The organism is Tenericutes bacterium MZ-XQ, from assembly GCA_002838205.1.
GTDB lineage: Bacteria > Bacillota_I > Bacilli_A > Acholeplasmatales > Acholeplasmataceae > Mariniplasma.
In genome coordinates this window covers 221,768-241,853 of the sequence record CP017950.1, presented here as the reverse complement: position 1 = coordinate 241,853, position 20,086 = coordinate 221,768, and the positions used below count along the sequence as shown (strand labels likewise).

Annotated in this window: 31 protein-coding genes; 1 reads left to right on the top strand and 30 read right to left on the bottom strand. The window is 34.3% G+C overall.

Going from position 1 to position 20,086, the window contains the following annotated elements; all coding sequences use genetic code 11:
* Window positions 1-11 precede the first annotated feature (11 nt).
* The 5 genes from BK011_01265 to BK011_01245 all read right to left on the bottom strand — a co-directional run bounded on the left by BK011_01265 (window position 12) and on the right by BK011_01245 (window position 5,737).
* A complete protein-coding gene (locus BK011_01265) occupies window positions 12-1,223 on the bottom strand; it encodes a hypothetical protein (protein ID AUD64370.1) in 1,212 nt (403 codons plus the stop codon).
* Between the two features lie 78 nt (window positions 1,224-1,301).
* Entirely contained in the window at window positions 1,302-1,682 is a 381-nt protein-coding gene (locus BK011_01260; protein AUD64369.1) for a hypothetical protein, read from the bottom strand.
* Window positions 1,682-3,373, bottom strand: coding sequence for an oligoendopeptidase F (locus BK011_01255; GenBank protein AUD64368.1), 1,692 nt, complete (start codon window positions 3,371-3,373; stop codon window positions 1,682-1,684). Before BK011_01255 ends, BK011_01260 begins: the two co-directional genes overlap by 1 nt.
* A gap of 55 nt (window positions 3,374-3,428) precedes the next feature.
* A complete protein-coding gene (locus BK011_01250; GenBank protein AUD64367.1) occupies window positions 3,429-5,027 on the bottom strand; it encodes a hypothetical protein in 1,599 nt (532 codons plus the stop codon).
* On the bottom strand, window positions 5,024-5,737 hold the full coding sequence (locus tag BK011_01245) for an ABC transporter (GenBank protein ID AUD64366.1): 714 nt from the start codon (window positions 5,735-5,737) through the stop codon (window positions 5,024-5,026). Before BK011_01245 ends, BK011_01250 begins: the two co-directional genes overlap by 4 nt.
* Before the next feature lie 137 nt (window positions 5,738-5,874).
* On the opposite strand from BK011_01245, the gene BK011_01240 reads away from it, so the two are divergent.
* The gene (locus BK011_01240; protein AUD64365.1) at window positions 5,875-6,468 is read left to right on the top strand and encodes a hypothetical protein; all 594 of its coding nucleotides are present in this window, start codon (window positions 5,875-5,877) and stop codon (window positions 6,466-6,468) included.
* A 54-nt stretch (window positions 6,469-6,522) separates the two neighbouring features.
* Here the strand turns inward: BK011_01240 and BK011_01235 are convergent, their stop codons facing one another.
* The 25 genes from BK011_01235 to BK011_01115 form a co-directional block, all read right to left on the bottom strand.
* Window positions 6,523-7,506, bottom strand: a complete 984-nt coding sequence (locus BK011_01235) for an aldo/keto reductase (protein AUD64364.1) — start codon at window positions 7,504-7,506, stop codon at window positions 6,523-6,525.
* A 32-nt stretch (window positions 7,507-7,538) separates the two neighbouring features.
* Complete coding sequence (locus BK011_01230; GenBank protein ID AUD64363.1) at window positions 7,539-9,056, bottom strand: hypothetical protein; 1,518 nt, start codon at window positions 9,054-9,056, stop codon at window positions 7,539-7,541.
* A 110-nt stretch (window positions 9,057-9,166) separates the two neighbouring features.
* Entirely contained in the window at window positions 9,167-9,523 is a 357-nt protein-coding gene (locus tag BK011_01225) for a 50S ribosomal protein L17 (protein ID AUD64362.1), read from the bottom strand.
* Between the two features lie 3 nt (window positions 9,524-9,526).
* A complete protein-coding gene (locus tag BK011_01220) occupies window positions 9,527-10,516 on the bottom strand; it encodes a DNA-directed RNA polymerase subunit alpha (protein ID AUD64361.1) in 990 nt (329 codons plus the stop codon).
* 19 nt (window positions 10,517-10,535) lie between these two features.
* Complete coding sequence (locus BK011_01215; protein ID AUD64360.1) at window positions 10,536-10,922, bottom strand: 30S ribosomal protein S11; 387 nt, start codon at window positions 10,920-10,922, stop codon at window positions 10,536-10,538.
* A gap of 13 nt (window positions 10,923-10,935) precedes the next feature.
* A complete protein-coding gene (locus BK011_01210) occupies window positions 10,936-11,301 on the bottom strand; it encodes a 30S ribosomal protein S13 (protein ID AUD64359.1) in 366 nt (121 codons plus the stop codon).
* 12 nt (window positions 11,302-11,313) lie between these two features.
* Window positions 11,314-11,430 (bottom strand): 50S ribosomal protein L36, encoded by a 117-nt coding sequence (locus BK011_01205; protein ID AUD64358.1) that lies wholly within the window; start codon window positions 11,428-11,430, stop codon window positions 11,314-11,316.
* A gap of 11 nt (window positions 11,431-11,441) precedes the next feature.
* Complete coding sequence (locus tag BK011_01200; protein AUD64357.1) at window positions 11,442-11,663, bottom strand: translation initiation factor IF-1; 222 nt, start codon at window positions 11,661-11,663, stop codon at window positions 11,442-11,444.
* Window positions 11,664-11,667: 4 nt separating this feature from the next.
* Window positions 11,668-12,426 (bottom strand): type I methionyl aminopeptidase, encoded by a 759-nt coding sequence (locus tag BK011_01195; GenBank protein ID AUD64356.1) that lies wholly within the window; start codon window positions 12,424-12,426, stop codon window positions 11,668-11,670.
* On the bottom strand, window positions 12,423-13,073 hold the full coding sequence (locus BK011_01190; protein ID AUD64355.1) for an adenylate kinase: 651 nt from the start codon (window positions 13,071-13,073) through the stop codon (window positions 12,423-12,425). Before BK011_01190 ends, BK011_01195 begins: the two co-directional genes overlap by 4 nt.
* A gap of 15 nt (window positions 13,074-13,088) precedes the next feature.
* Window positions 13,089-14,357: a preprotein translocase subunit SecY gene (locus tag BK011_01185; protein AUD66108.1), complete on the bottom strand. Its 1,269-nt coding sequence runs from the start codon at window positions 14,355-14,357 to the stop codon at window positions 13,089-13,091.
* Between the two features lie 43 nt (window positions 14,358-14,400).
* Window positions 14,401-14,838 (bottom strand): 50S ribosomal protein L15, encoded by a 438-nt coding sequence (locus BK011_01180; protein ID AUD64354.1) that lies wholly within the window; start codon window positions 14,836-14,838, stop codon window positions 14,401-14,403.
* A 12-nt stretch (window positions 14,839-14,850) separates the two neighbouring features.
* Window positions 14,851-15,030, bottom strand: a complete 180-nt coding sequence (locus tag BK011_01175) for a 50S ribosomal protein L30 (GenBank protein AUD64353.1) — start codon at window positions 15,028-15,030, stop codon at window positions 14,851-14,853.
* Window position 15,031: 1 nt separating this feature from the next.
* Entirely contained in the window at window positions 15,032-15,541 is a 510-nt protein-coding gene (locus BK011_01170) for a 30S ribosomal protein S5 (protein AUD64352.1), read from the bottom strand.
* 14 nt (window positions 15,542-15,555) lie between these two features.
* Window positions 15,556-15,909, bottom strand: a complete 354-nt coding sequence (locus BK011_01165) for a 50S ribosomal protein L18 (GenBank protein AUD64351.1) — start codon at window positions 15,907-15,909, stop codon at window positions 15,556-15,558.
* A gap of 14 nt (window positions 15,910-15,923) precedes the next feature.
* Window positions 15,924-16,463, bottom strand: a complete 540-nt coding sequence (locus BK011_01160) for a 50S ribosomal protein L6 (protein ID AUD64350.1) — start codon at window positions 16,461-16,463, stop codon at window positions 15,924-15,926.
* A 15-nt stretch (window positions 16,464-16,478) separates the two neighbouring features.
* Window positions 16,479-16,877, bottom strand: a complete 399-nt coding sequence (locus BK011_01155; GenBank protein ID AUD64349.1) for a 30S ribosomal protein S8 — start codon at window positions 16,875-16,877, stop codon at window positions 16,479-16,481.
* A 16-nt stretch (window positions 16,878-16,893) separates the two neighbouring features.
* Window positions 16,894-17,163, bottom strand: coding sequence for a 30S ribosomal protein S14 (locus tag BK011_01150; protein ID AUD64348.1), 270 nt, complete (start codon window positions 17,161-17,163; stop codon window positions 16,894-16,896).
* A gap of 11 nt (window positions 17,164-17,174) precedes the next feature.
* A complete protein-coding gene (locus BK011_01145) occupies window positions 17,175-17,714 on the bottom strand; it encodes a 50S ribosomal protein L5 (protein ID AUD64347.1) in 540 nt (179 codons plus the stop codon).
* 12 nt (window positions 17,715-17,726) lie between these two features.
* The gene (locus BK011_01140) at window positions 17,727-18,068 is read right to left on the bottom strand and encodes a 50S ribosomal protein L24 (protein AUD64346.1); all 342 of its coding nucleotides are present in this window, start codon (window positions 18,066-18,068) and stop codon (window positions 17,727-17,729) included.
* A gap of 13 nt (window positions 18,069-18,081) precedes the next feature.
* A complete protein-coding gene (locus BK011_01135; protein ID AUD64345.1) occupies window positions 18,082-18,450 on the bottom strand; it encodes a 50S ribosomal protein L14 in 369 nt (122 codons plus the stop codon).
* Between the two features lie 13 nt (window positions 18,451-18,463).
* A complete protein-coding gene (locus tag BK011_01130) occupies window positions 18,464-18,724 on the bottom strand; it encodes a 30S ribosomal protein S17 (protein AUD64344.1) in 261 nt (86 codons plus the stop codon).
* Between the two features lie 10 nt (window positions 18,725-18,734).
* Entirely contained in the window at window positions 18,735-18,923 is a 189-nt protein-coding gene (locus BK011_01125; protein AUD64343.1) for a 50S ribosomal protein L29, read from the bottom strand.
* Window positions 18,920-19,336, bottom strand: coding sequence for a 50S ribosomal protein L16 (locus tag BK011_01120; protein ID AUD64342.1), 417 nt, complete (start codon window positions 19,334-19,336; stop codon window positions 18,920-18,922). The genes BK011_01125 and BK011_01120 overlap by 4 nt, the downstream gene beginning before the upstream one ends.
* A gap of 2 nt (window positions 19,337-19,338) precedes the next feature.
* Window positions 19,339-20,079 carry a 30S ribosomal protein S3 gene (locus BK011_01115; GenBank protein AUD64341.1) on the bottom strand — a complete coding sequence of 247 codons (741 nt, stop codon included), beginning with the start codon at window positions 20,077-20,079 and terminating at the stop codon, window positions 19,339-19,341.
* Window positions 20,080-20,086: the final 7 nt, after the last annotated feature.

Here is a 20,086-nt window from a genome sequence, read left to right as displayed (position 1 = left end):
CTTTATTTATTCTATATTTTTTTAGCTGCATACTTTCCTGCTACATATCCACTTGACCATGCCCATTGTAAGTTATAGCCCCCACATAATGCATCAATATCTAATACTTCACCTGTGATATACAATCCACGCTGTATCTTAGATTCTAATGTCATTGAATCTATGTCAACAATATCTATACCACCTGCTGTGACTTGAGCATCATCATAATCTTTACTTCCAACAATTAAGAATCTCCAATCCAATAATAAATGAATGAGCCTCATTAAACTTTTTCTCTCTATTTGATGAACTACTTCAAGAAATTTATGAATACCCGCTTCTTTCAGCAATGGATGAATCAATTTTTTATGCACAAGTCCAATCAGTGCCATTTCTATGGGTTTATCTCTTAACTTCTTAAACCTTTCAATAAGGTCCTTTATTTCTAAATGATCGATTAATGTCACTTTGATATAAATTTCTTCTTTTTCAATTAGTAACTCGTTTGCTTTTCTAGATATTTGTAAAATAGTCGGTCCTGAAATCCCATATTTTGTAAATAAAACATCACCATATTCATAATGTATACTTACACCTTTATGCATTAACTCTGCACTAGCTTTTATCTTAACACCATCCATTTGTTTTAAATATGGATAATCCAATTTAAGTTTTACAAGAGCTGGAAATATAGGTGTGATTTTATGCCCTAAGTTTTTAGCAATATCGTATCCATGACCATCACTCCCACTTTTTGGTAGTGCTTTTCCACCGGTTGCTAGAATGACTCGATCAGAGATGAATGTTTGATGATTTGTCTTTATATGAAATTTTTGATTTTTGAAAGAAACCTTATCAACAAATGACTCATAAAAAACCTTAATTGATAATCTGTCAAGTTCATACTCTAGTACATCAACAATACTTGAAGCTTGCTCAGATAAAGGATATGTTTTGCCTTGATCTTCGATCTTAGGTTCGATACCTAATCCTTCAAAAAAGTTTATTGTTTTATCTGGTCCAAACTGTTCAAATATGGGTTTAACAAAACTCGGGTGATTATAGTGATTATGGGTAGCATCAACATTTGTAAAGTTACATCTACCATTTCCAGTCGCTAGTATTTTTCTTCCGATTTTCGTATTTCTCTCAAGTATAAAAACATCAGCTCCCTGTTCTTTAGCTGAAATGGCTGCTAGTAATCCACTTGCTCCTGCACCTATAACACATATTTTCATCATAAACCTCCATCGCCAAAACTATTATAACATATAGAAAAATGCTTATGTATCATCACATAAGCATTTATAATTTTAAATCTATGATTTTAATAAAAATTTATATCTGATGAGTGCAGAAAGCACCATCAGTAAAACGCATAACCAAGCAATCACATTCGACATCAATCCTAAAAACGTGATCATCAGTAAGCCAAAGAGTAAACCTACACTTACAATGCCGTTTGCAATCTCATCTAAGTTTTTTGCCTTAGGAAACATTTGATAAATCATATAAGTTAAATGAAGCACTGATGTGATTACAATGACAATCATAATGATGTTACCAAATAGCATGATCTCACTATTGATCATAGCTTCAAATCCAGTAATTTGAATATCATCTATATTAAACATTGGTGATAAAAGTGTTGCTATTAAGCCAAATAACACAAGTAACTGTAGAACTTTATATTTCATCATTATAGTTTCATATCATCGATTTGATCTAAGTAGGCTTTAATTGGTTCAGCAATTTTTTTAACTGTTCCTTTTTTAAATGGATTATCCAATTCTGCTGATTCAATAAGTTCAACGAAACTCTTTGATCCGCCAAGCTTACATAGTTTTAAATAGCTTTCTAAAGCCGTTTCTTGGTTTTCTCTACTCATCACCCAATACTGGAATGCACATACTTGAGCAAGTGTATAATCGATATAATAGAAAGGTGCTTCAAATATATGAGACTGTCTAAACCAGAATGTTCCTTTATCCATAAAATGATCATCATCATAATCCTTAAATGGGGTATATTTCTTTTCTAGTTTTCGCCACAATGCTTTTCTTTCATTAGGGGTCATTTCTGGATGTTCATAAATACCGTGTTGGAACTCATCGACCAATACGCCATAAGGTAAGAATGTTAAAGCTCCAGCTAAGTGATTAAACTTATATTTTTCAGTGTCTTCTAAAAAGAATTTATCTATCCAAGGCCAAGCTAAAAACTCCATACTCATAGAGTGGATCTCAGCTGCTTCCATCGTTGGCCATCTATATTCAGGTAATAAATCTCTACTTGAGTACACTTGGAAAGCGTGTCCTGCTTCGTGTGTTAATACATCCACATCGTGTGCTGTTCCATTGAAGTTTGCAAAAATAAATGGTGATCTATAGTTCGGAATATATGTACAATATCCCCCGCCATGTTTTCCAGCTTTACTATCCAGATCTAGTAGATCATGTTCTAGCATGAATGTAAAGAATTCATCAGTTTCTTTGCTCATTTCATGATACATTGTCTTTGCTCTATCTAAAAGCCAGTCTCTTCCACCCTTAGGTGTTGGGTTTCCAGATAAGAATGAGAGTGCTAAATCGTATGATTTAGGTTTATCTATCCCTAACCTTTTTGCTTTTCTTTCTGTGAGCTCACAAACAATTGGTACTATGTCTTCATATATTTGATCTCTATATGCTTTAACGTCTTTGTAGTCATAATCTGTACGACCAAATCTATCATATCCAAGTTGTACGAAATTATCATACCCAAGTTTTTTGGCAATTTCAGTTCTTACTTTAACCATTTCATCATAAATGCGATCGATTTCTGATTCATTTTCCTCAAAAAATTTTGATACAGCTAACTGAGCTTGATGTCTAGTTTCTCTATCTTTATCTTGAATAAATGGCGCCATTTGGCTTAAGTTATAGATACCATCTTTAAACTTAATTTCTGCCGAAGCAACTATTTTCCCGTACTCAGTCGATAATTTGTTCTCTTTTTGCATGTCGGGAATTATTTCTGGTTTAAATGTTTTTTGAGCAAGTTCAGCACGTTTAAAGATTAAACTTCCAAGATCTTTTTCGTGTTTATCTCGATGTTCTGAATGTAATAATTTAAGATTAAACTCATACTCATACTGTTGCAACAGCGGTCCATTCTCATCAAAGAACTCTTTTTCTTTTTCATAAAAATCATCCTTTGCGTTTAAACTATTTCTTATTGAAACCAACGTTGCAAGTGTCCCAACTCTATCATTAACTTCAAAAACATTCTTGATAGCTTCTTTCTCTTCTTCATAAGATTTACCAGATCCAATTTTTTTGATCTCGTTTTCTAAATCAATCTTAACTTTTTCTAAGTCTGGTCTTTCGTATTTATAGTCAGCAAACTTCATATCATATCCTCTTTCTCTAAGTCTTAGTACTAATTATATCATGTTACACGATAAGTTAAAATTTAATAAATATTTTGTCTGATTTTTCTTTAATGATCCATACAAATGGTATACATAAAAGCCCAGATATAGCAACTAAAATCAACATATTGACTTCTAGAGATACATGACTACTCATGAAATAGTACACAAACCCAAGGGTCACTAGTAATGCAAATGCTCCAAAAATACCGAATAGAGCTGCTACACTTTGCTTAATCACTTCTACCTCATTGTTATAATCAAACTTCGGGAAATACAAGTTAATTACTGCATCCATGCATGATACTAGTATAGCAAACACTAAAATGAGTAACAATAAGATAAGTACACTCACTAAACCTATAGATAATGAAATACCTATCATGACTAAACTAACATATGCAATCGGAACGATTAAAACCAAATTGAATAATATCTTAGAAAAAACAATTGTTGACGGTTTGATTGGCAAGCTCTTTAATATCCAAAGTTGTTTTCCTTCTAGGGATAAGCTAATAGCCGGTGTATATGTCATACCAATTGTGAATCCAAAGATAACTAGTATCATCATTTCAAGATCCATACTAAACCCAATTTCTTGGGATAAAATTGCTTGGATATCTGCTTTAAAAAATAAACTTGCAACAGACATTATAATTAATAAAACCATGCCTATCCCTGAATTTAAGGCGTATAAAGTACTATCAAAAAACTTCTTGAACTCTTTTTCCACAAGTGATTGAACAACTGGTTTTTCTTGGTACTTAAGCGTTTTTTGCTTATATTTAATTTGAGTTCTGATGCCTCTTTTATTTGTATAAGAAGCTAACTTCTCAATAAAGAAAACATAAATACCAAATAAAACGAGATGAGAACCAACAAGATATATTAGACTTAAAAATGAAGTCTGATCTACTGCTTGATTAAACCATTTAAATGGTAAATAGTAAGTTGTGATATCTGTAAATAAATCAATTTGCCCAGTTAAAGGATTTACAGTCGTATTGTTCATCGAAAAAGATAAAAATAAGAATCCAACAAGAATACCAATCATCAAAATAATGTTAATGATTTTGCTATAGCGCATCTTTGAAGTCAATAAAGAAATACCTAATGACAACATAGACACGATCATAAAGGGTACCAAAGGTAACATAAAGAAACCTATGATATAAATTAGTAATCCAATAATAGAGAATCCATTCCAATAAAAATATGAAAACATCATAGGAACTGTAATCAAGAAAATCATAACATAAATCATAATGAGTAAAACCATCAACTTAGAAATAAATAATTTTCTTGAATGAATAGGTAATGGTGCTAATATTTCATAATCCTTATAATAGAAAAGATATCCACTAGCTCTAAGTAAAACTGTAAACATAGTGAAACCTAAGCCATATATTGCAGCAAAATTTAGCAATAAATGTACTTGATTCATTTCTTTTAATACTTTACCAAAATCAAAGAACATATATCCAAATGTTCCGAGTAAAGCAACTAATGCATAAAGAATTGCAACTACCATTAAAATGGTTTTAGCCTTATTCTTCTTTACATCAAATCCAAAAAATCGCTTGAATGAAAAATTATTTTTTAGTTGTAATCTAATTAATCCTGACAGTTTCATGATTCTTTTGCAATCTCCATAAAGATATTTTCAAGCGATTGATCAGATATAATTTCACCTGTTAAACCATTAGCAACAATTTTACCTTGTTTAATGATTGCTACTTTGTTACATAGTTTCTCAACGACTTCAAGCACGTGAGTTGAGAAAAAAATGGCAGAACCTTGGTTAACCAAATCTTTGAACACTTCTTTTAATAAGAAACTCGCCTTCGGATCAAGACCAACAAATGGTTCGTCTAATAACATTAACTTTGGTTCATGTATTAAAGCACTGATTAAAACAATTTTTTGCTTCATCCCATGAGAATATGATTGAATCGGGTTTTGCAAAACATTTTGTATTTCGAACATGTTTGCATATTTTTCAATCAGTTCTTTTCTTCTATTCTGACTTACTGCAAAGACATCAGCAATAAACTCCAAATATTGAATACCTGTTAAAGATTCATATACATCCGGATTATCGGGAATGTATGCAATCATTTTTTTTACTTCTAAGGCATCAGACTTAACAGATTTGTGATCAACCTCTATAACACCTTCATCAAAATCGATAATACCTGCAATTGACTTTAATAAGGTGGTTTTACCTGCACCGTTGTGACCGACAAAACCATAAATATCGCCTGATTCAATATTCAAGCTGATGTCACTACAAGCCTTCTTAATTCCGTCATAACTTTTTGACATATTTTTTATTACTAGCATAAAATTTCTCCTATCGTCTTATATACATACATTTTACCATATTTTATTATATTTGTGAATAATTTATTATAATTTTATATAATAGTGTATCTTTTTATAGGTTTTTTTGATAGAATTAACGTGATAGGAGGGATTATATGTTTTTAAATAGTAAAGGCTATCGCCAAAAATCCTGGAACCAATTAAGAAAATCTTATTGGTCTGTGTTTGTTGCGGTACTTATCGTTATGGCAGTTACAACAGCTAGTGCTCCACTCATTTTTATTTTAGTAGGTCCATTACTTGTAGGTCAAGCTTACTACTTGATGGATGTTTCAATTAATGAAAACGAGGGTAAAAACTTTGAACTATTAGTTGAAGGATTTAAGAAGAGTTTAGTGAACTCAATTGTAGCGCATATACTTGTGGGCATTTTTACTTTCTTATGGTCACTATTGTTCATTATTCCAGGCATCATTAAATTTTATGCTTATAGCATGACTTCATTTATCATTGCAGATGAACCAGAAATAGATTTTATGGAAGCCATTAGAAAGAGTCAAGAAATGATGCGCGGTCATAAATTTAGACTGTTTAAGTTACAACTTAGTTTCATTGGCTGGTTTATTCTAGGTGCGCTAGCATTTGGAATTGGATTATTCTTTGTTTATCCATATTATCAACTAGCACATGCAAACTTTTATCTAGATATTCGAGGTGACAAACCTAAGAAGCTAGAAATCGAGTATTAATCATCTAGATAAATGAAAGAGCACATCGACGATGTGCTCTTTTTCTATGTGATTTTACCAAATATAATGTACTGGATCTTTTATATACTTCTCATAAATATCTTCGACAGCTTTCATTTGCTCTTTTGTAAGTGGTGGTAACAATGTTGCATTCACATTTTCATAGACATATTCAGGTTTGCTTGCTCCAGGAATAACAGTAGACACCGCATCAAACATAAGTATCCATCTAAGAGCAATCGCAGTCAAGTTTTGTGTCTGAAAAAGTTTTTTCAGTGCTTCTACAGCATCTAAGCCATTTTCATAATCCACACCAGAAAACGTTTCTCCTTTGTCAAAAGCTTCACCATTTCTATTAAATGCTCTATGATCATCTTTTTCAAATGTTGATTGCCTATGAAACTTTCCTGTTAAAAGCCCACTAGCAAGAGGAACTCTTACGATGACTCCGACCTTTTTCTCTTGTGCTTTATTGAAAAAATATTCAGTTGGTCTTAATCTAAACATATTGAAAATAATCTCAATAGCATCTACACCTTCATAGTCCATTGCTTTTAAGCCTTCTTCAACACGCTCAACACTTACTCCATAATGCTTAATTTTACCTTCTAGCTTCAATTGATCTAAGAGCTTAAAAACATCTGGCATATAATAGACATCAGTAGGTGGGCAGTGGAGAAAAACCATATCTAGAGTTTTAACATTTAAGTTAGTTCTACTATCGTCAATGAAATTTCTAATATTTTTCTCTGAATATCCTTGTTTTGTGTGTTTTTCTAATCGTCTACCTATTTTTGTAATTACAAAAGGTTTTTGCTCTAAGTTTTTAATGTATTTTCCAATGACTTTTTCGCTCATACCACCTTGATATACGTCGGCTGTATCGAATAAATTGATATCTGTCTTAATTGCTGCATCCAAAGTTTTTATAGCAACTTCTTCATTAAATGGATCTCCCCATTTTGAACCTAATTGCCATGTACCAAGTGAAATTTCTGATACTTTAATCCCCGTTTTTCCAAATGTTCTAAATCTCATATGCTTTCACTCCTAAATTGTCTCTATAGGTATTATACAATATAAATTGTTTCAATCATGCTTCCAAATACTTTGCTGACATCAATCATTGAAACAGAACTCGTACTTCCATATACTTTATCAACAAACTCTGGATGATCTATAAAAGGATTTCTATTATATTGATATCCATAAATCATATCATTTCTATATATTTCAAAGTCATCTACAGGATCAAGAACATGCCATTCTAGGAGAATATCTAAATTACCCATCTCATATGTATTTCCTTCGTTTGCTGAAATTAAGCTTAACTCATCGTACATAACATCCATGTAAAACAAAATACGTGCTATGTCACCTTTTACAGCATCTCTAGGCTCATAAGTTTGGCTATTTGTAGTATTGCCATAGTATTTGTTGCTTCTAGATGAATTTTCACTAGGATCACTAGGCTTTAGATTGTGTAAATCAGAAGCAGCGTTCACTGTTGAATTATCTGCACTTACACCAAGAAAAGACCGTGGCCATACATGTTCACGATTCCAAGTATTACCAAAATCCCAAGCACCAGAAACGCTTGTTCCTAAATAAACAAGAATGAGATTGCCTGGTTGATTTGGATCTTTATCGGTGTCATCTAGCATATAGCGTGCATCACCATAATCCACGCCCTGATAGGTATTATTAAGTAACTCATTCAAAAACAACACTAAATTTTGTCCTTCTAAACCATCAGCACCAGCGTAATACCCTTCATATGTATAATCATCATCTAAGGCTTTAAAAACTGCGCTAAGTCTTAGATTAGATGTAATTGGTGTTGAAAAGTCAAATTTTTGAGTTGTTTGATAAACTAGCCATTCTAAAAAAATGTAATCTTCTTTTAAAGGATCTTCCAAAGATAGCACATGACCGTGTTTAACAGTCACGGTATCAAGTATATCTACACCATCATAAAGTGTAACTGTATATGTTTTTCTTAAGTAGTAAATAGATAATTCTGTTGATCCATCTTCTTTTACCGTTCCTGTTGTTACGCTTTGTTCATTACTGATATCAAATCCATCTTCTTTTTCTGGATTGATATAAACATATGCCCCAACAACACCTTCATATGATTCTGATTCAACTAACGTAAAATCTTCGTCATATATGTTTTCAAAATAATAATTAATGGTATATGATTTGATAACTTCTATAGGTTCATCGTCTTCTTCAGCTAAGACATTAAATGTTATAAGTCCTGAAAATTTAGTACCGTAGTTATCAACTGTGTAGGATACATTTACTAGAGTATCTACATCTGGTCTATTAACTGTACCAAAATTGTCGATGATTGATGGTTGATCACTCATCCAAGATATTTTTATCTTTTGATCTAGCGATGATGTTAGAGGAAAAACCATACTTCCTGTTACACTGTCTTTTGAGTCTCCCTCTTGATATTCAATTTCTAGTGCATTTATGATCTCTTGAGCACTATGTGTCGGCAACTCACGAGTTTCTTCACAACCCATAAGTGTGACTATACTAAGTAGAATTGTTGCTATCCATAATATTTTCTTCATGTGTTTATTACTCCCTTTTTTCATCTTGCATATCTATTGTATTAAACTTTTTTAAAAATAACAAGTAAATTTAATACTAGAAAAAAAACAAGCCGAAGCTTGTTTGATTTTTATACAAATTCAATAATTGCCATAGGCGCAGCATCGCCACGTCTAGGTACTGTTTTAATGATTCTTGTATAGCCACCATTTCTATCTTGGTATCTTGGTCCAAGTTCAGAAAATAGCTTTTGAACCGCATTTTGTCCTTCTTTAACTTCTTCAAAACGAACGGTTTCAGCTGCTTGTCTTCTTGCACTTAGAGAACCATCTTTAGCTAAAGTAATCATTTTATCAGCAAGTTTTTTTAATTCTTTTGCTTTTGCTTCTGTAGTAACAATTCTTTCATTAATAATAATGTCTGTTACTAAGTCACGTAATAAAGCTTTTCTTTGATCGCTATTGCGTCTTAATCTACTATAAGCCATGATTTACTCCTTCTCTTCATCTTCTAAATGAAATTTTGATTCTTTGTTAGAAGAATTTTTAAATTCTAGACCATGTTCTAGTAGTTTTTCTTTTAATTCTTTAAAAGATTTTCTACCTAATGATCTAAATCTCATTACATCTTCTTCAGTTTGACTAACAATTTGTGCAACTGTAGAAATACCTGAACGTTTTAAACTATTATATAGTCTTACAGATAAGTCTAGTTTGTCAATTGTTAATTCTAGTTTCTTATTAACTGGTTCTTCTTCTTGTTCATAAATGAAGTCAGATTCCTGAGCTTGTTCACTGATTTCTACGATGACATTGAAGTAGTCAATAAGCATTTTTGATGCTAAAGCTAAAGCGTCTTTAGCTTCAATTGCACCATTCGTTTCTATGTCTAACGCTAACTCATCTTGATCTCTCAATGTTTTTTCAACATGATAAGATACACGAGTTACTGGTGTGTAGATTGAGTCAATTGGGATAACGCTTTTTTCATTTCTGCTATATACTTTATTTCGTTCTGCACTCACATAGCCAACACCTCTTCTTACAGTAACTTCCATAGAAAGTCTACCTGTATCAGATAGGTTAGCAATTTCTTGATCTGGATTGACAATTTCAACACCATCAACATGGTTAAAATCAGCTGCTGTAATCTTTCCGGCACCGACCATGTATAATTCAAGTTTTTGTTCAAATTCAGGATCTGTTGAGTCTACCTTGAAAATTACTTTTTTCAAGTTTAATACAATACCCATCACATCTTCGTATACACCTTCGATTGTTGAGAACTCATGTTCTACACCATCAATTTTAATGTTTACAATTGCTGCGCCAGGTAGTGATGATAATAAAACTCTACGAAGTGCATTACCTAAAGTAATACCATAACCACGATCTAATGGTTTAATGACGAAACGTCCTTTATGTCCATCTTTTGATATTTCTTCAACTGCGGTTGGTTTTTCAAATTTTAAATCTCTCACTAGTTACCCCTCCTTAAGATTATCCACGTGGACGTTTTGGTGGTCTACATCCATTGTGTGGTACTGGTGTTACATCCTTGATTGCTGTAATTTCTAACCCTGCTGCTTGCAATGAACGAATAGCCGCTTCACGTCCAGGACCAGGTCCTTTAACAGAAACTTCTACTCTTAACATGCCATTATCCATTGCTGATTTAGCTGCAGCTTCTGCAGACATTTGTGCAGCGAATGGTGTTGATTTTTTACTACCCTTGAAGCCTAATGCACCTGCACTGCTCCAAGCAATAGCATTTCCGTCAACATCTGTTATTGTTACAATCGTATTGTTGAAAGTTGTATGAATGTGTGCAACACCAAGGGGAATATTCTTTCTAACTTTACGTTTAGTTGTTCTTTTACGTGCCATGATTTATTCCTCCTTATTTCTTCTTACCAGCAATTGCCTTTGGTTTACCTTTTCTAGTACGCGCATTATTTCTAGTGTTTTGTCCACGAACTGGTAATCCTCTACGATGGCGAATGCCTCTGTAAGAACCAATTTCCATTAAACGTTTGATGTTTAATGTTGTCTCTCTACGTAAATCACCTTCAACTACGAAATTACCAATTTCAGTACGAATGCGATTTAGCTCATCTTCTGTTAATGCTTTTACACGAGTATCTTCATTAACGTTGGCATTTTTTAGGATTTCTTTCGATGTTGAATGTCCAATCCCGTATATATAAGTCAACGAAACCACGACGCGCTTGTCGCGTGGAATGTCAACGCCTGCTATTCTTGCCATAGTTCCTCCTTATTAACCTTGTCTTTGGTTATGTCTTCTATTTTTTTTATTGATAACGTAAACTTTACCTTTACGTCTTACGATAATATCGTCTTCACTTCTTTTTTTAACTGATGCTCTTACTTTCATAAGTAATCCTCCTATTTACGGCGGTATGTGATTCTACCGCGAGTTAAATCGTATGGTGACAATTCTACTGTTACTTTATCACCAGGTAAAATGCGTATGTTATGCATGCGGATTTTACCAGATACATGTGCCAACACAATGTGGCCGTTTTGAATAAGTTCAACTTTAAATTTTGTATTAGGTAATACTTCGATTACTCTTGCTTCTACTTCGATTAAATCTTCTCTTGCCATAGGCTCACTCCTTTTTTAATGATGTTAAAATGTCATATCCAGTTTCCGTAATCACAATCATGTGTTCAAAATGAGCACTTGGCTTGCGATCTAATGTAACGGTTGTCCAATTATCTTTTAAGACTTTTACACGTTTAGTTCCTAGATTAACCATAGGTTCTACACAAAATGTCATGCCTGGTTTTAATAATGGTCCTTGATGAGGCTGTCCAAAATTAGGAACATAGGGTTCTTCATGCAATTCTCTACCAATACCATGACCTGTGAATTCTTCAACAATGCCATATCCATAAGGTTTCACATAACTTTCTATCGCATAGGATATATCAGAAACATGATTACCTGGTTTAGCTTGTTCTAGTCCAATATATAAAGATTTTTCAGTAACTTCTAAGAGTTTTAAGATGTCGTCATCAACTTTTCCAACTGGATAGGTTGTTGCTGAATCTGCATGATATCCTTTATAATTGACACCAAAATCTAATGTAATGATATCTCCTTCTTTTAAAACCTTAGTTTTAGAAGGTATACCGTGAACAACAACTTCATTTACTGAAGCACATATGGATCCTGGAAAGCCATGATAACCCTTAAACGATGGGATAGCTCCAAGACTTTTGATATAATTTTCGGCGAGCTGATCGAGATAATGCGTGCTTACACCTGGTTTAATATGCTCTTTAAGCATTTCTCTAGTTTGATCTAAGATGCGACCAGCTTCTCGCATTAACTCGATTTCGCGTTTTGACTTGATTTGAATCAATTCATCTCACCTAATACTTTCATAATATCAGCATTTGTCTTTTCGATGGTTTGTGAACCATCAATATTCACAATTAATCCTGAATCTTTATAATAGCCAATGACAGGTTCAGTTTGATCATAATAGATTCTTAATCTTCTTAAGACCGTTTCTTGTTTGTCATCGTCTCTTTGAATAAGTTGTCCACCACATTGATCACAAACACCTTCAGCTTTTGGAGGTTTGTTGTGAATGTGATAAACAGCTCCACACTTTTTACATACTCTACGTCCACTGATGCGTTCAATGATCAGTTCATCAGTTGCCTGGAAATTAATAACTGCATCTAGCTTCCAATTTTTTTCTTCGAGCATTTTATCTAAAGCTTCTGCTTGAGCAATGTTTCTTGGATATCCATCAAATAAGAATCCATCTTTAACATCATCCTTAGCTAATCGTTGGTGAACAATCTCATTTGTTATGTCATCAGGTACAAGTTCACCACGATCAATATAAGATTTAGCGATTTTACCGATTTCGGTATCCTCGTGAAATAATTCTCTAAAAATATTACCCGTAGAAATATGTGGGATTTTAAAATGTTTAACTAAAATAACTGCCTCTGTACCCTTACCTACACCAGGAGGGCCCATCATAATAATTCTCATAATGGATGACCTATCTTAGTTAAAGATGCCGGCATAATCTGTTTGAGAAGCGTCTGTTTCAATTTGTTGAGTCGTTTCAATCGCAACACCGACAATAATCAATAAGCTTGTACCACCTAAAGTGATTGCTTGAGCTTCATTACCTTGGAATCCGAAAATCACTGATGTAAGAATTGGTAATACAGCTAATATCACTAAATAAGTAGTTCCAATAACGGTGATCTTAAATAACAATTTAGCGACAAAGTCTTGAGTATCTTGACCTGGTCTTACACCTGGAACATAAGCATTTGATTTTGATAAATTGTTTGCAATCTTCTCTGGGTTGATTTGCATAAATGAATAGAAGAATGTAAACACAATAATTAATAAAACATAGATAATAAAACCAATTGGTTTTTGTGAACTAAATATGTTGTTTAGCCAAGTATTTCCAGTTGATCCACCAGCTAAGCTAGCAAATGTTAATGGAATACTCATAATGGTTTGTGCAAAGATGACAGGAATAACGCCTGCACTGTTTAACTTCATTGGAATGTTAGAATCTGATTTTCCTTGACGGTTTGCATACTGTACAGGAATTTTTCTTGTTGCAATTTGCATGTAAACGACGCCTAATAGGATACCAAAGTATAATAACATAATCACAATAAACCAAACAATTGACCAACCTGATGTACCATTCGTGATGTATTTTGTCCAAAGTGTTGTCCACATCGTTGGTAAACTTGTTACAATACCTGCGACGATTAATAATGATGTACCATTACCTACGCCTTTTTTAGTAATTAATCCAGCTAACCAGATCATAAGTGCCGTACCACCAGCCATCACTAATGCCATATAAATATAGAATAAATATCTTACACCACTTGATGTAATTGATGCTTCTAAACTTGGAATAAGCACAGTACCTGGACCAGTTGATACACCGATGATTAATGCATATCCTTGAAGGAATGCTAAACCAACAGCTAAATATCTAGTTAATTGATTTGTTTTTTGTTTTCCAGTTTCACCTTGTTCACTCCACTCTTTTAATTGTGGAATAACCATTTGTAATAACTGTATAGCGATTGATGCAGTAATGTATGGTGATATCCCTAAAGCTAGAATCGAAAATCTTTCTAGTGATTGACCACTAAAATTATTCAAAATAGCTACGAAACTACCACTATTTGCCATAAATTCGACAATTGCATCTGTGTTGAAAAGTGGGACCGTGATATGACTACCAATTCTAACAACTAATAAGATTGCTAATGTAAATGCTAATCTTAGCATTACAGTTTTGTTACTTAGAATTCTTTTTATACGTAACCACACCTTAGATCACCTCGACTGTTCCACCGGCTTTGACGATTGCTACTTCAGCAGATTTTGAGAATGCATGAGCTTTAACAGTCAATTTTTTCTCTAAGTTACCATTCGCCAATACTTTAACGCCTGATTTTAGTTTCTTTAAAACATTTTTAGCGATTAATGCTTCTGGTGTCACAACATCGCCATCATTAAATAAATTTAAATCAGACATATTGATAACAGCGAATTCTTTACGGTTAACATTTTTAAAACCTCTTTTAGGAAGTCTTTGGAAGAATGGAAGTTGTCCCCCTTCAAAACCTGGACGAACTCCACCACCTGAGCGAGCAAGTTGACCTTTGTCACCTTTACCAGAAGTTCCTCCGGTACCACTGCCTGGTCCTCTACCTAAACGCTTACGTTTTTTTCGAGCACCTTCTACGGGTCTTAATTCATTTAACATGGTTCTACCTCCTTACTCTACTTCGTTAACAGAAACCAAGTGAGAAATCGTTTTAATCATGCCTTCGACTGCATCATTAGCTTCTTTAACTACAACTTGATTAACTTTTTTTAATCCTAATGCATGTGCTGTTTTAACTTGATTAGGCTTTCTACCAATTAATGATCTTGTTAATTTGATTTCTAATTTCATATTATACCAACTCCGATACGTCAACGCCACGTAGTTTAGCCACTTGTTCAGCTGTTCTTAATTCTTTAAGTCCAGCAAATGTTGCTCTTACCATGTTAATTGGTGTTGAAGAACCAATAGATTTTGATAAAATGTCATTAATACCAGCGAGCTCGAATACAGCACGAACGGCACCACCGGCAATAATCCCAGTACCTGCAGAAGCTGGTTTCAAGAATACTTTACCTGCTCCATACACGCCTGTTACTTCATGTGGAATTGTAGTTCCAACAAATGGAACTTTCATTAAATTAGTTTTAGCACTTTCAATGGCTTTTTTAATTGCATCAGGTACTTCAGAAGCTTTACCAGTACCAAATCCAACTTGTCCATTTTTATCACCGATAACAACTAAGGCTGCAAAACGGAAACGACGTCCACCTTTAACAACTTTGGTTACACGGTTTATTGCAACAACACGTTCTTCGAATTGATTTTCTTGTTGTTCTTGTCTTACTCTATCTCTAGCCATGTACGTTTACCTCCTTAGAACTTAAGGCCTGCTTCACGTGCTGCATCAGCAAGAGCTTTAATACGTCCATGGTATAAATAACCACTTCTGTCAAATACTACTTGAACTACACCACCGGCAAGCGCTTTTTCAGCGATTAACTTTCCAACTGCCTTTGCAGATTCTAAATTAGAATGTGCAAGACCTGCTTCTTGACTGCGAGCACTAAATAAAGTCGTTTGATTTACATCATCGATTAATTGAGCGTAAACAGCTTTATTCGAACGATAGACACTTAGTCTTGGACGTTCAGCTGTACCTTTTACGATTTTTCTAATACGAAGATGACGTTTTGTTCTAGATTCATTCTTAGATATTTTTTTAATCATATTGATGTCCTCCCTTACTTAGCAGTCTTTCCAGCTTTACGAGGTACATATTCCCCAACATAACGAATACCTTTTCCAAGATATGGTTCTGGTTTTTTAACACTTCTAATCTTAGCAGCAAACTCGCCTACAGCTTGTTTGTCAGCACCTTCGATTGTTACTTCAGTGTTTTTAGGAATAGTGACTGTAACGCCTTCTGGTATCTCTAATTCTACTGGGTGAGAAAAGCCCATGCTTAATACAACGGTGTTGCCTTGTAATTGTGCTCTATAACCAACACCTTTGATTTCTAATTGCTTTTTAAATCCTTCTTTAACACCTGTGACCATATTTTGAATAAGGGCACGTGTTGTTCCGTGGATTTTTCTTGAAAATATTTCATCATTAGGACGTGTAACTGATAATTCGCTACCTTCCAATTTGATGGTTAAATTTTGATTGAATTGAAATTCAAGTTGACCTTTTGGACCTTTAACTACGACGTAGTTTTCAGGGCTAACTGTTACAGTAACGTCAGCAGGAACTTGAATCACTTTATTACCTATACGTGACATAATTTCCTCCTTATTTTACCAAACGTAAGCAAGCACTTCGCCGCCAACTTGAGCTAAACGCGCTTCACGATCTGTCATGATACCCTTTGAAGTCGAGATTAATGCAACCCCTAAACCATTTAATACTTTAGGTAATTCATCTACAGATGCATATACACGAAGTCCTGGTTTCGATATCCTTTTTAAGCCTTTAATTACACGTTCTTTTGAACTAGTGTATTTTAAAGTTACAACAATTTTGCCTTGTACGCCATCTTTAACTACTGTATAGTCAACGATGAAACCTTCTTTTTTCATTACTGATAAAATATCAGACTTTAAACGAGAAGCAGGCATTTCTACTTTTTCATGACGCATTCTATTTGCGTTACGAATACGCGTTAGCATATCCGCAATCGGATCAGTCATAACCATGTTTCTTCCTCCTTAATTACCAGCTTGCTTTTTTAACACCAGGGAGTTCTCCCTTATGTGCTAATTCACGAAATTTTAAACGTGACAAGCCAAACTTGCGCATATAGCCGCGTGGACGACCATCAATTGAATCACGATTTCTAATACGAGTTGCAGATGCATTTCTAGGAAGTTTTTGTAATGCTTCATAGTCGCCTTTTTCTTTTAACTCTTGTACTTTATCACGATAGCGCTCAACAATCACACGACGTTTTTCATTTTTAATGATTTTTGATTTTTTTGCCATAATACGCCTCCTTACTTCTTAAACGGCATACCAAGTTGACTTAGTAATGCGCGTCCTTCTTGGTCTGTTTTTGCCGTTGTGACAATAACTATGTCCATACCACGAACTTTTTTAACTTTATCCAAACTAATTTCAGGGAAAATAATTTGTTCTCTAACACCTACAGTGTAGTTACCGCGTCCATCAAAAGAATTTGCTGAAATCCCTCTAAAGTCACGAACACGTGGAAGTGCGATTGAAATTAATTTTTCTAAGAAGTAATACATTCTTTCACCACGAAGGGTTACTTTTGCCCCAATTGGCATACCTTCTCTTAATTTGAAGTTCGAAATTGACTTTTTAGCTTTAGTAACTACTGGTTTTTGACCAGTTAACAATTGTAATTCTTCAACTGCATCGTCTAAAACTTTTGGATTGAATACGGCATCACCGATACCCATATTCACTACAATTTTTTCAATTTTTGGAACTTCCATAACTGATGTGTAGTTGAATGCCTTAATCAGTTCGGGTTTGACAACATTTTCGTATTTATCTCTAATTACACTCATTGTTCAAACTCCTTATTTATCAAGGCTTTCGCCTGATTTTTTCGCATAACGTACTTTCTTGCCTTCAACTTCACGGTAACCAACACGTGTTGGTTTGTTAGTCTTTGGATCAAGAATAGCTACGTTAGAAACATGAATTGGTGCTTCTTTTTCAATAATGCCGCCTTTATCATTCGCTTGAGTTGGACGTTGGTGTTTTTTAACCATATTAACACCTTCAACCAATACGCGATCTGTTTTTGGGTAAACACGAAGTACGCGACCTGTCTTACGTGTCTTATTTCCTTTTTTATCGGTTACAAATTGATCGCGCCCAGCAATCACTGCAACTGTGTCTCCAGCTTTAATGTACATAGACGAGACCTCCTTATAATACTTCTGGAGCTAAAGATACGATCTTCATGAAGTTCTTATCTCTTAACTCTCTTGCCACTGGCCCGAAAATACGAGTTCCACGTGGATTTAAATCATCTTTAATTATAACTGCTGCATTTTCATCAAATTTGATGTATGAGCCATCTGCGCGACGAAGACCTTTAACTGTACGTACGATAACTGCTTTTAATACTTCACCTTTTTTAACCATACCTGCAGGTGCAGCTTTTTTAACAGTAACAACGACAATATCACCGATATTAGCATAACGACGACGGGTTCCCCCTAAAACTTTAATCACAAGGACTTCTTTAGCGCCACTGTTGTCAGCAACAACTAATCTACTTTCTTGTTGAATCATGTTTTCTTCCTCCTTATACTAAATCAGCTTTAGCAACGACTTCTAAGAGACGGAATCTCTTTGTCTTAGATAATGGGCGAGTTTCCATGATAGTCACTTTATCACCAATACCTGCTAAACCTTCTTCATCATGTGCATGAAATTTCTTTGAAACCTTTACACGTTTGCCATATAAAGGATCCTTCTTGTATGTATCGACAACCACGGTAATCGTCTTATCCATTTTGTCAGATACAACAATTCCCGTATATACTTTTCTTTGTTTACGTTCCATGGTATCCTCCTTATTCAGTACGTTCACTGATGATTGTCTTCATTTGTGCAATCGTCTTTTTTACTTGACTAATTCGAGCTGTATTTTCAAGTTGTCCTACTGCAAGTTGAAAGCGTAGGTTAAATAATTCTGCTTTAAGCTCGACAATACGTTTTTCTAAATCAGTTGTGCTGATTTTTCTAATTTCTGCCGCTTTCACGCTTGCTCACCTCTTTTAACAATTTTCGTTTTAATTGGTAATTTGTGTGATGCTAAACGTAATGCTTCTCTTGCTACTGCTTCTGAAACTCCGTTTATTTCAAACATAATCTTACCTTGTTTAACAACCGCTACCCAGTGATCTGGAGCTCCTTTACCAGAACCCATACGCACTTCAAGTGGTTTTTTAGTTTTTGCTAGATGCGGGAAGATGTTAATCCATACTTTCCCTAATCTTTTCATGTGTCTTGTCATCGCGATACGAGCCGCTTCGATTTGACGGTTTGTTATCCATGCCCCTTCTAAAGCTACTAATGCAAAGTCTCCGTTTAGAATTTCATTTCTACCTTTTGCTTTACCTTCATAACTTACTCTATGTGGGCGACGGAACTTAGTTCTTTTAGGCATTAACATAATTATTTGCCTCCCTTGTTGTTACGATTGTTTCTACCACCGCGTCTAGGACGTGGAGTTCTTTCATCTAACTTTCTTAGGTTTTCTTCTCTTGTTTGGCCTGGTAAAATTTCACCATTATAAATCCAAACTTTTATACCTAATACACCATAAGTTGTGTGTGCTTCTGCTGTTGCATAATCGATATCTGCACGAAGTGTATGTAAAGGTACTTGACCTTCTGAATATCCTTCGCTTCTTGCCATTTCAGCACCACCTAAACGACCTGAAACTAGTGTTTTAACACCTTTAGCTCCGGCTTTAAGTGCACGTTGCATAGCAATTTTTTGAACACGTCTAAATGATGCACGATTTTCTAATTGTTCTGCAATGCTTTGAGCAACTAGAGTCGCAACTCTTTCTGGACGTTTCACTTCTACTACGTTAAATACGATTTCTTTGTTAGTGATTTTTTCAAGTTGAGCAACTGCTTTTTTCTTAGTTTCAGCATCACGACCAATAACGATACCTGGTTTAGCAGTATGAAGTGTAATTTTTACACGATCTTTTCCGCCTCTACCTTTAACGCGTTCTATTTCGATGTGAGAAACAGCGGCTTTTTTATAAAAATCATTAAGATATGAACGAATGCTTGCATCTTCTTTAACTAGTGTTGGAACAGCATTTTTATCTGCGTACCATTTTGATTCCCAGTTACGAATGATCCCAAGTCGCATACCGACTGGATTAACTTTTTGACCCATGTTTCTT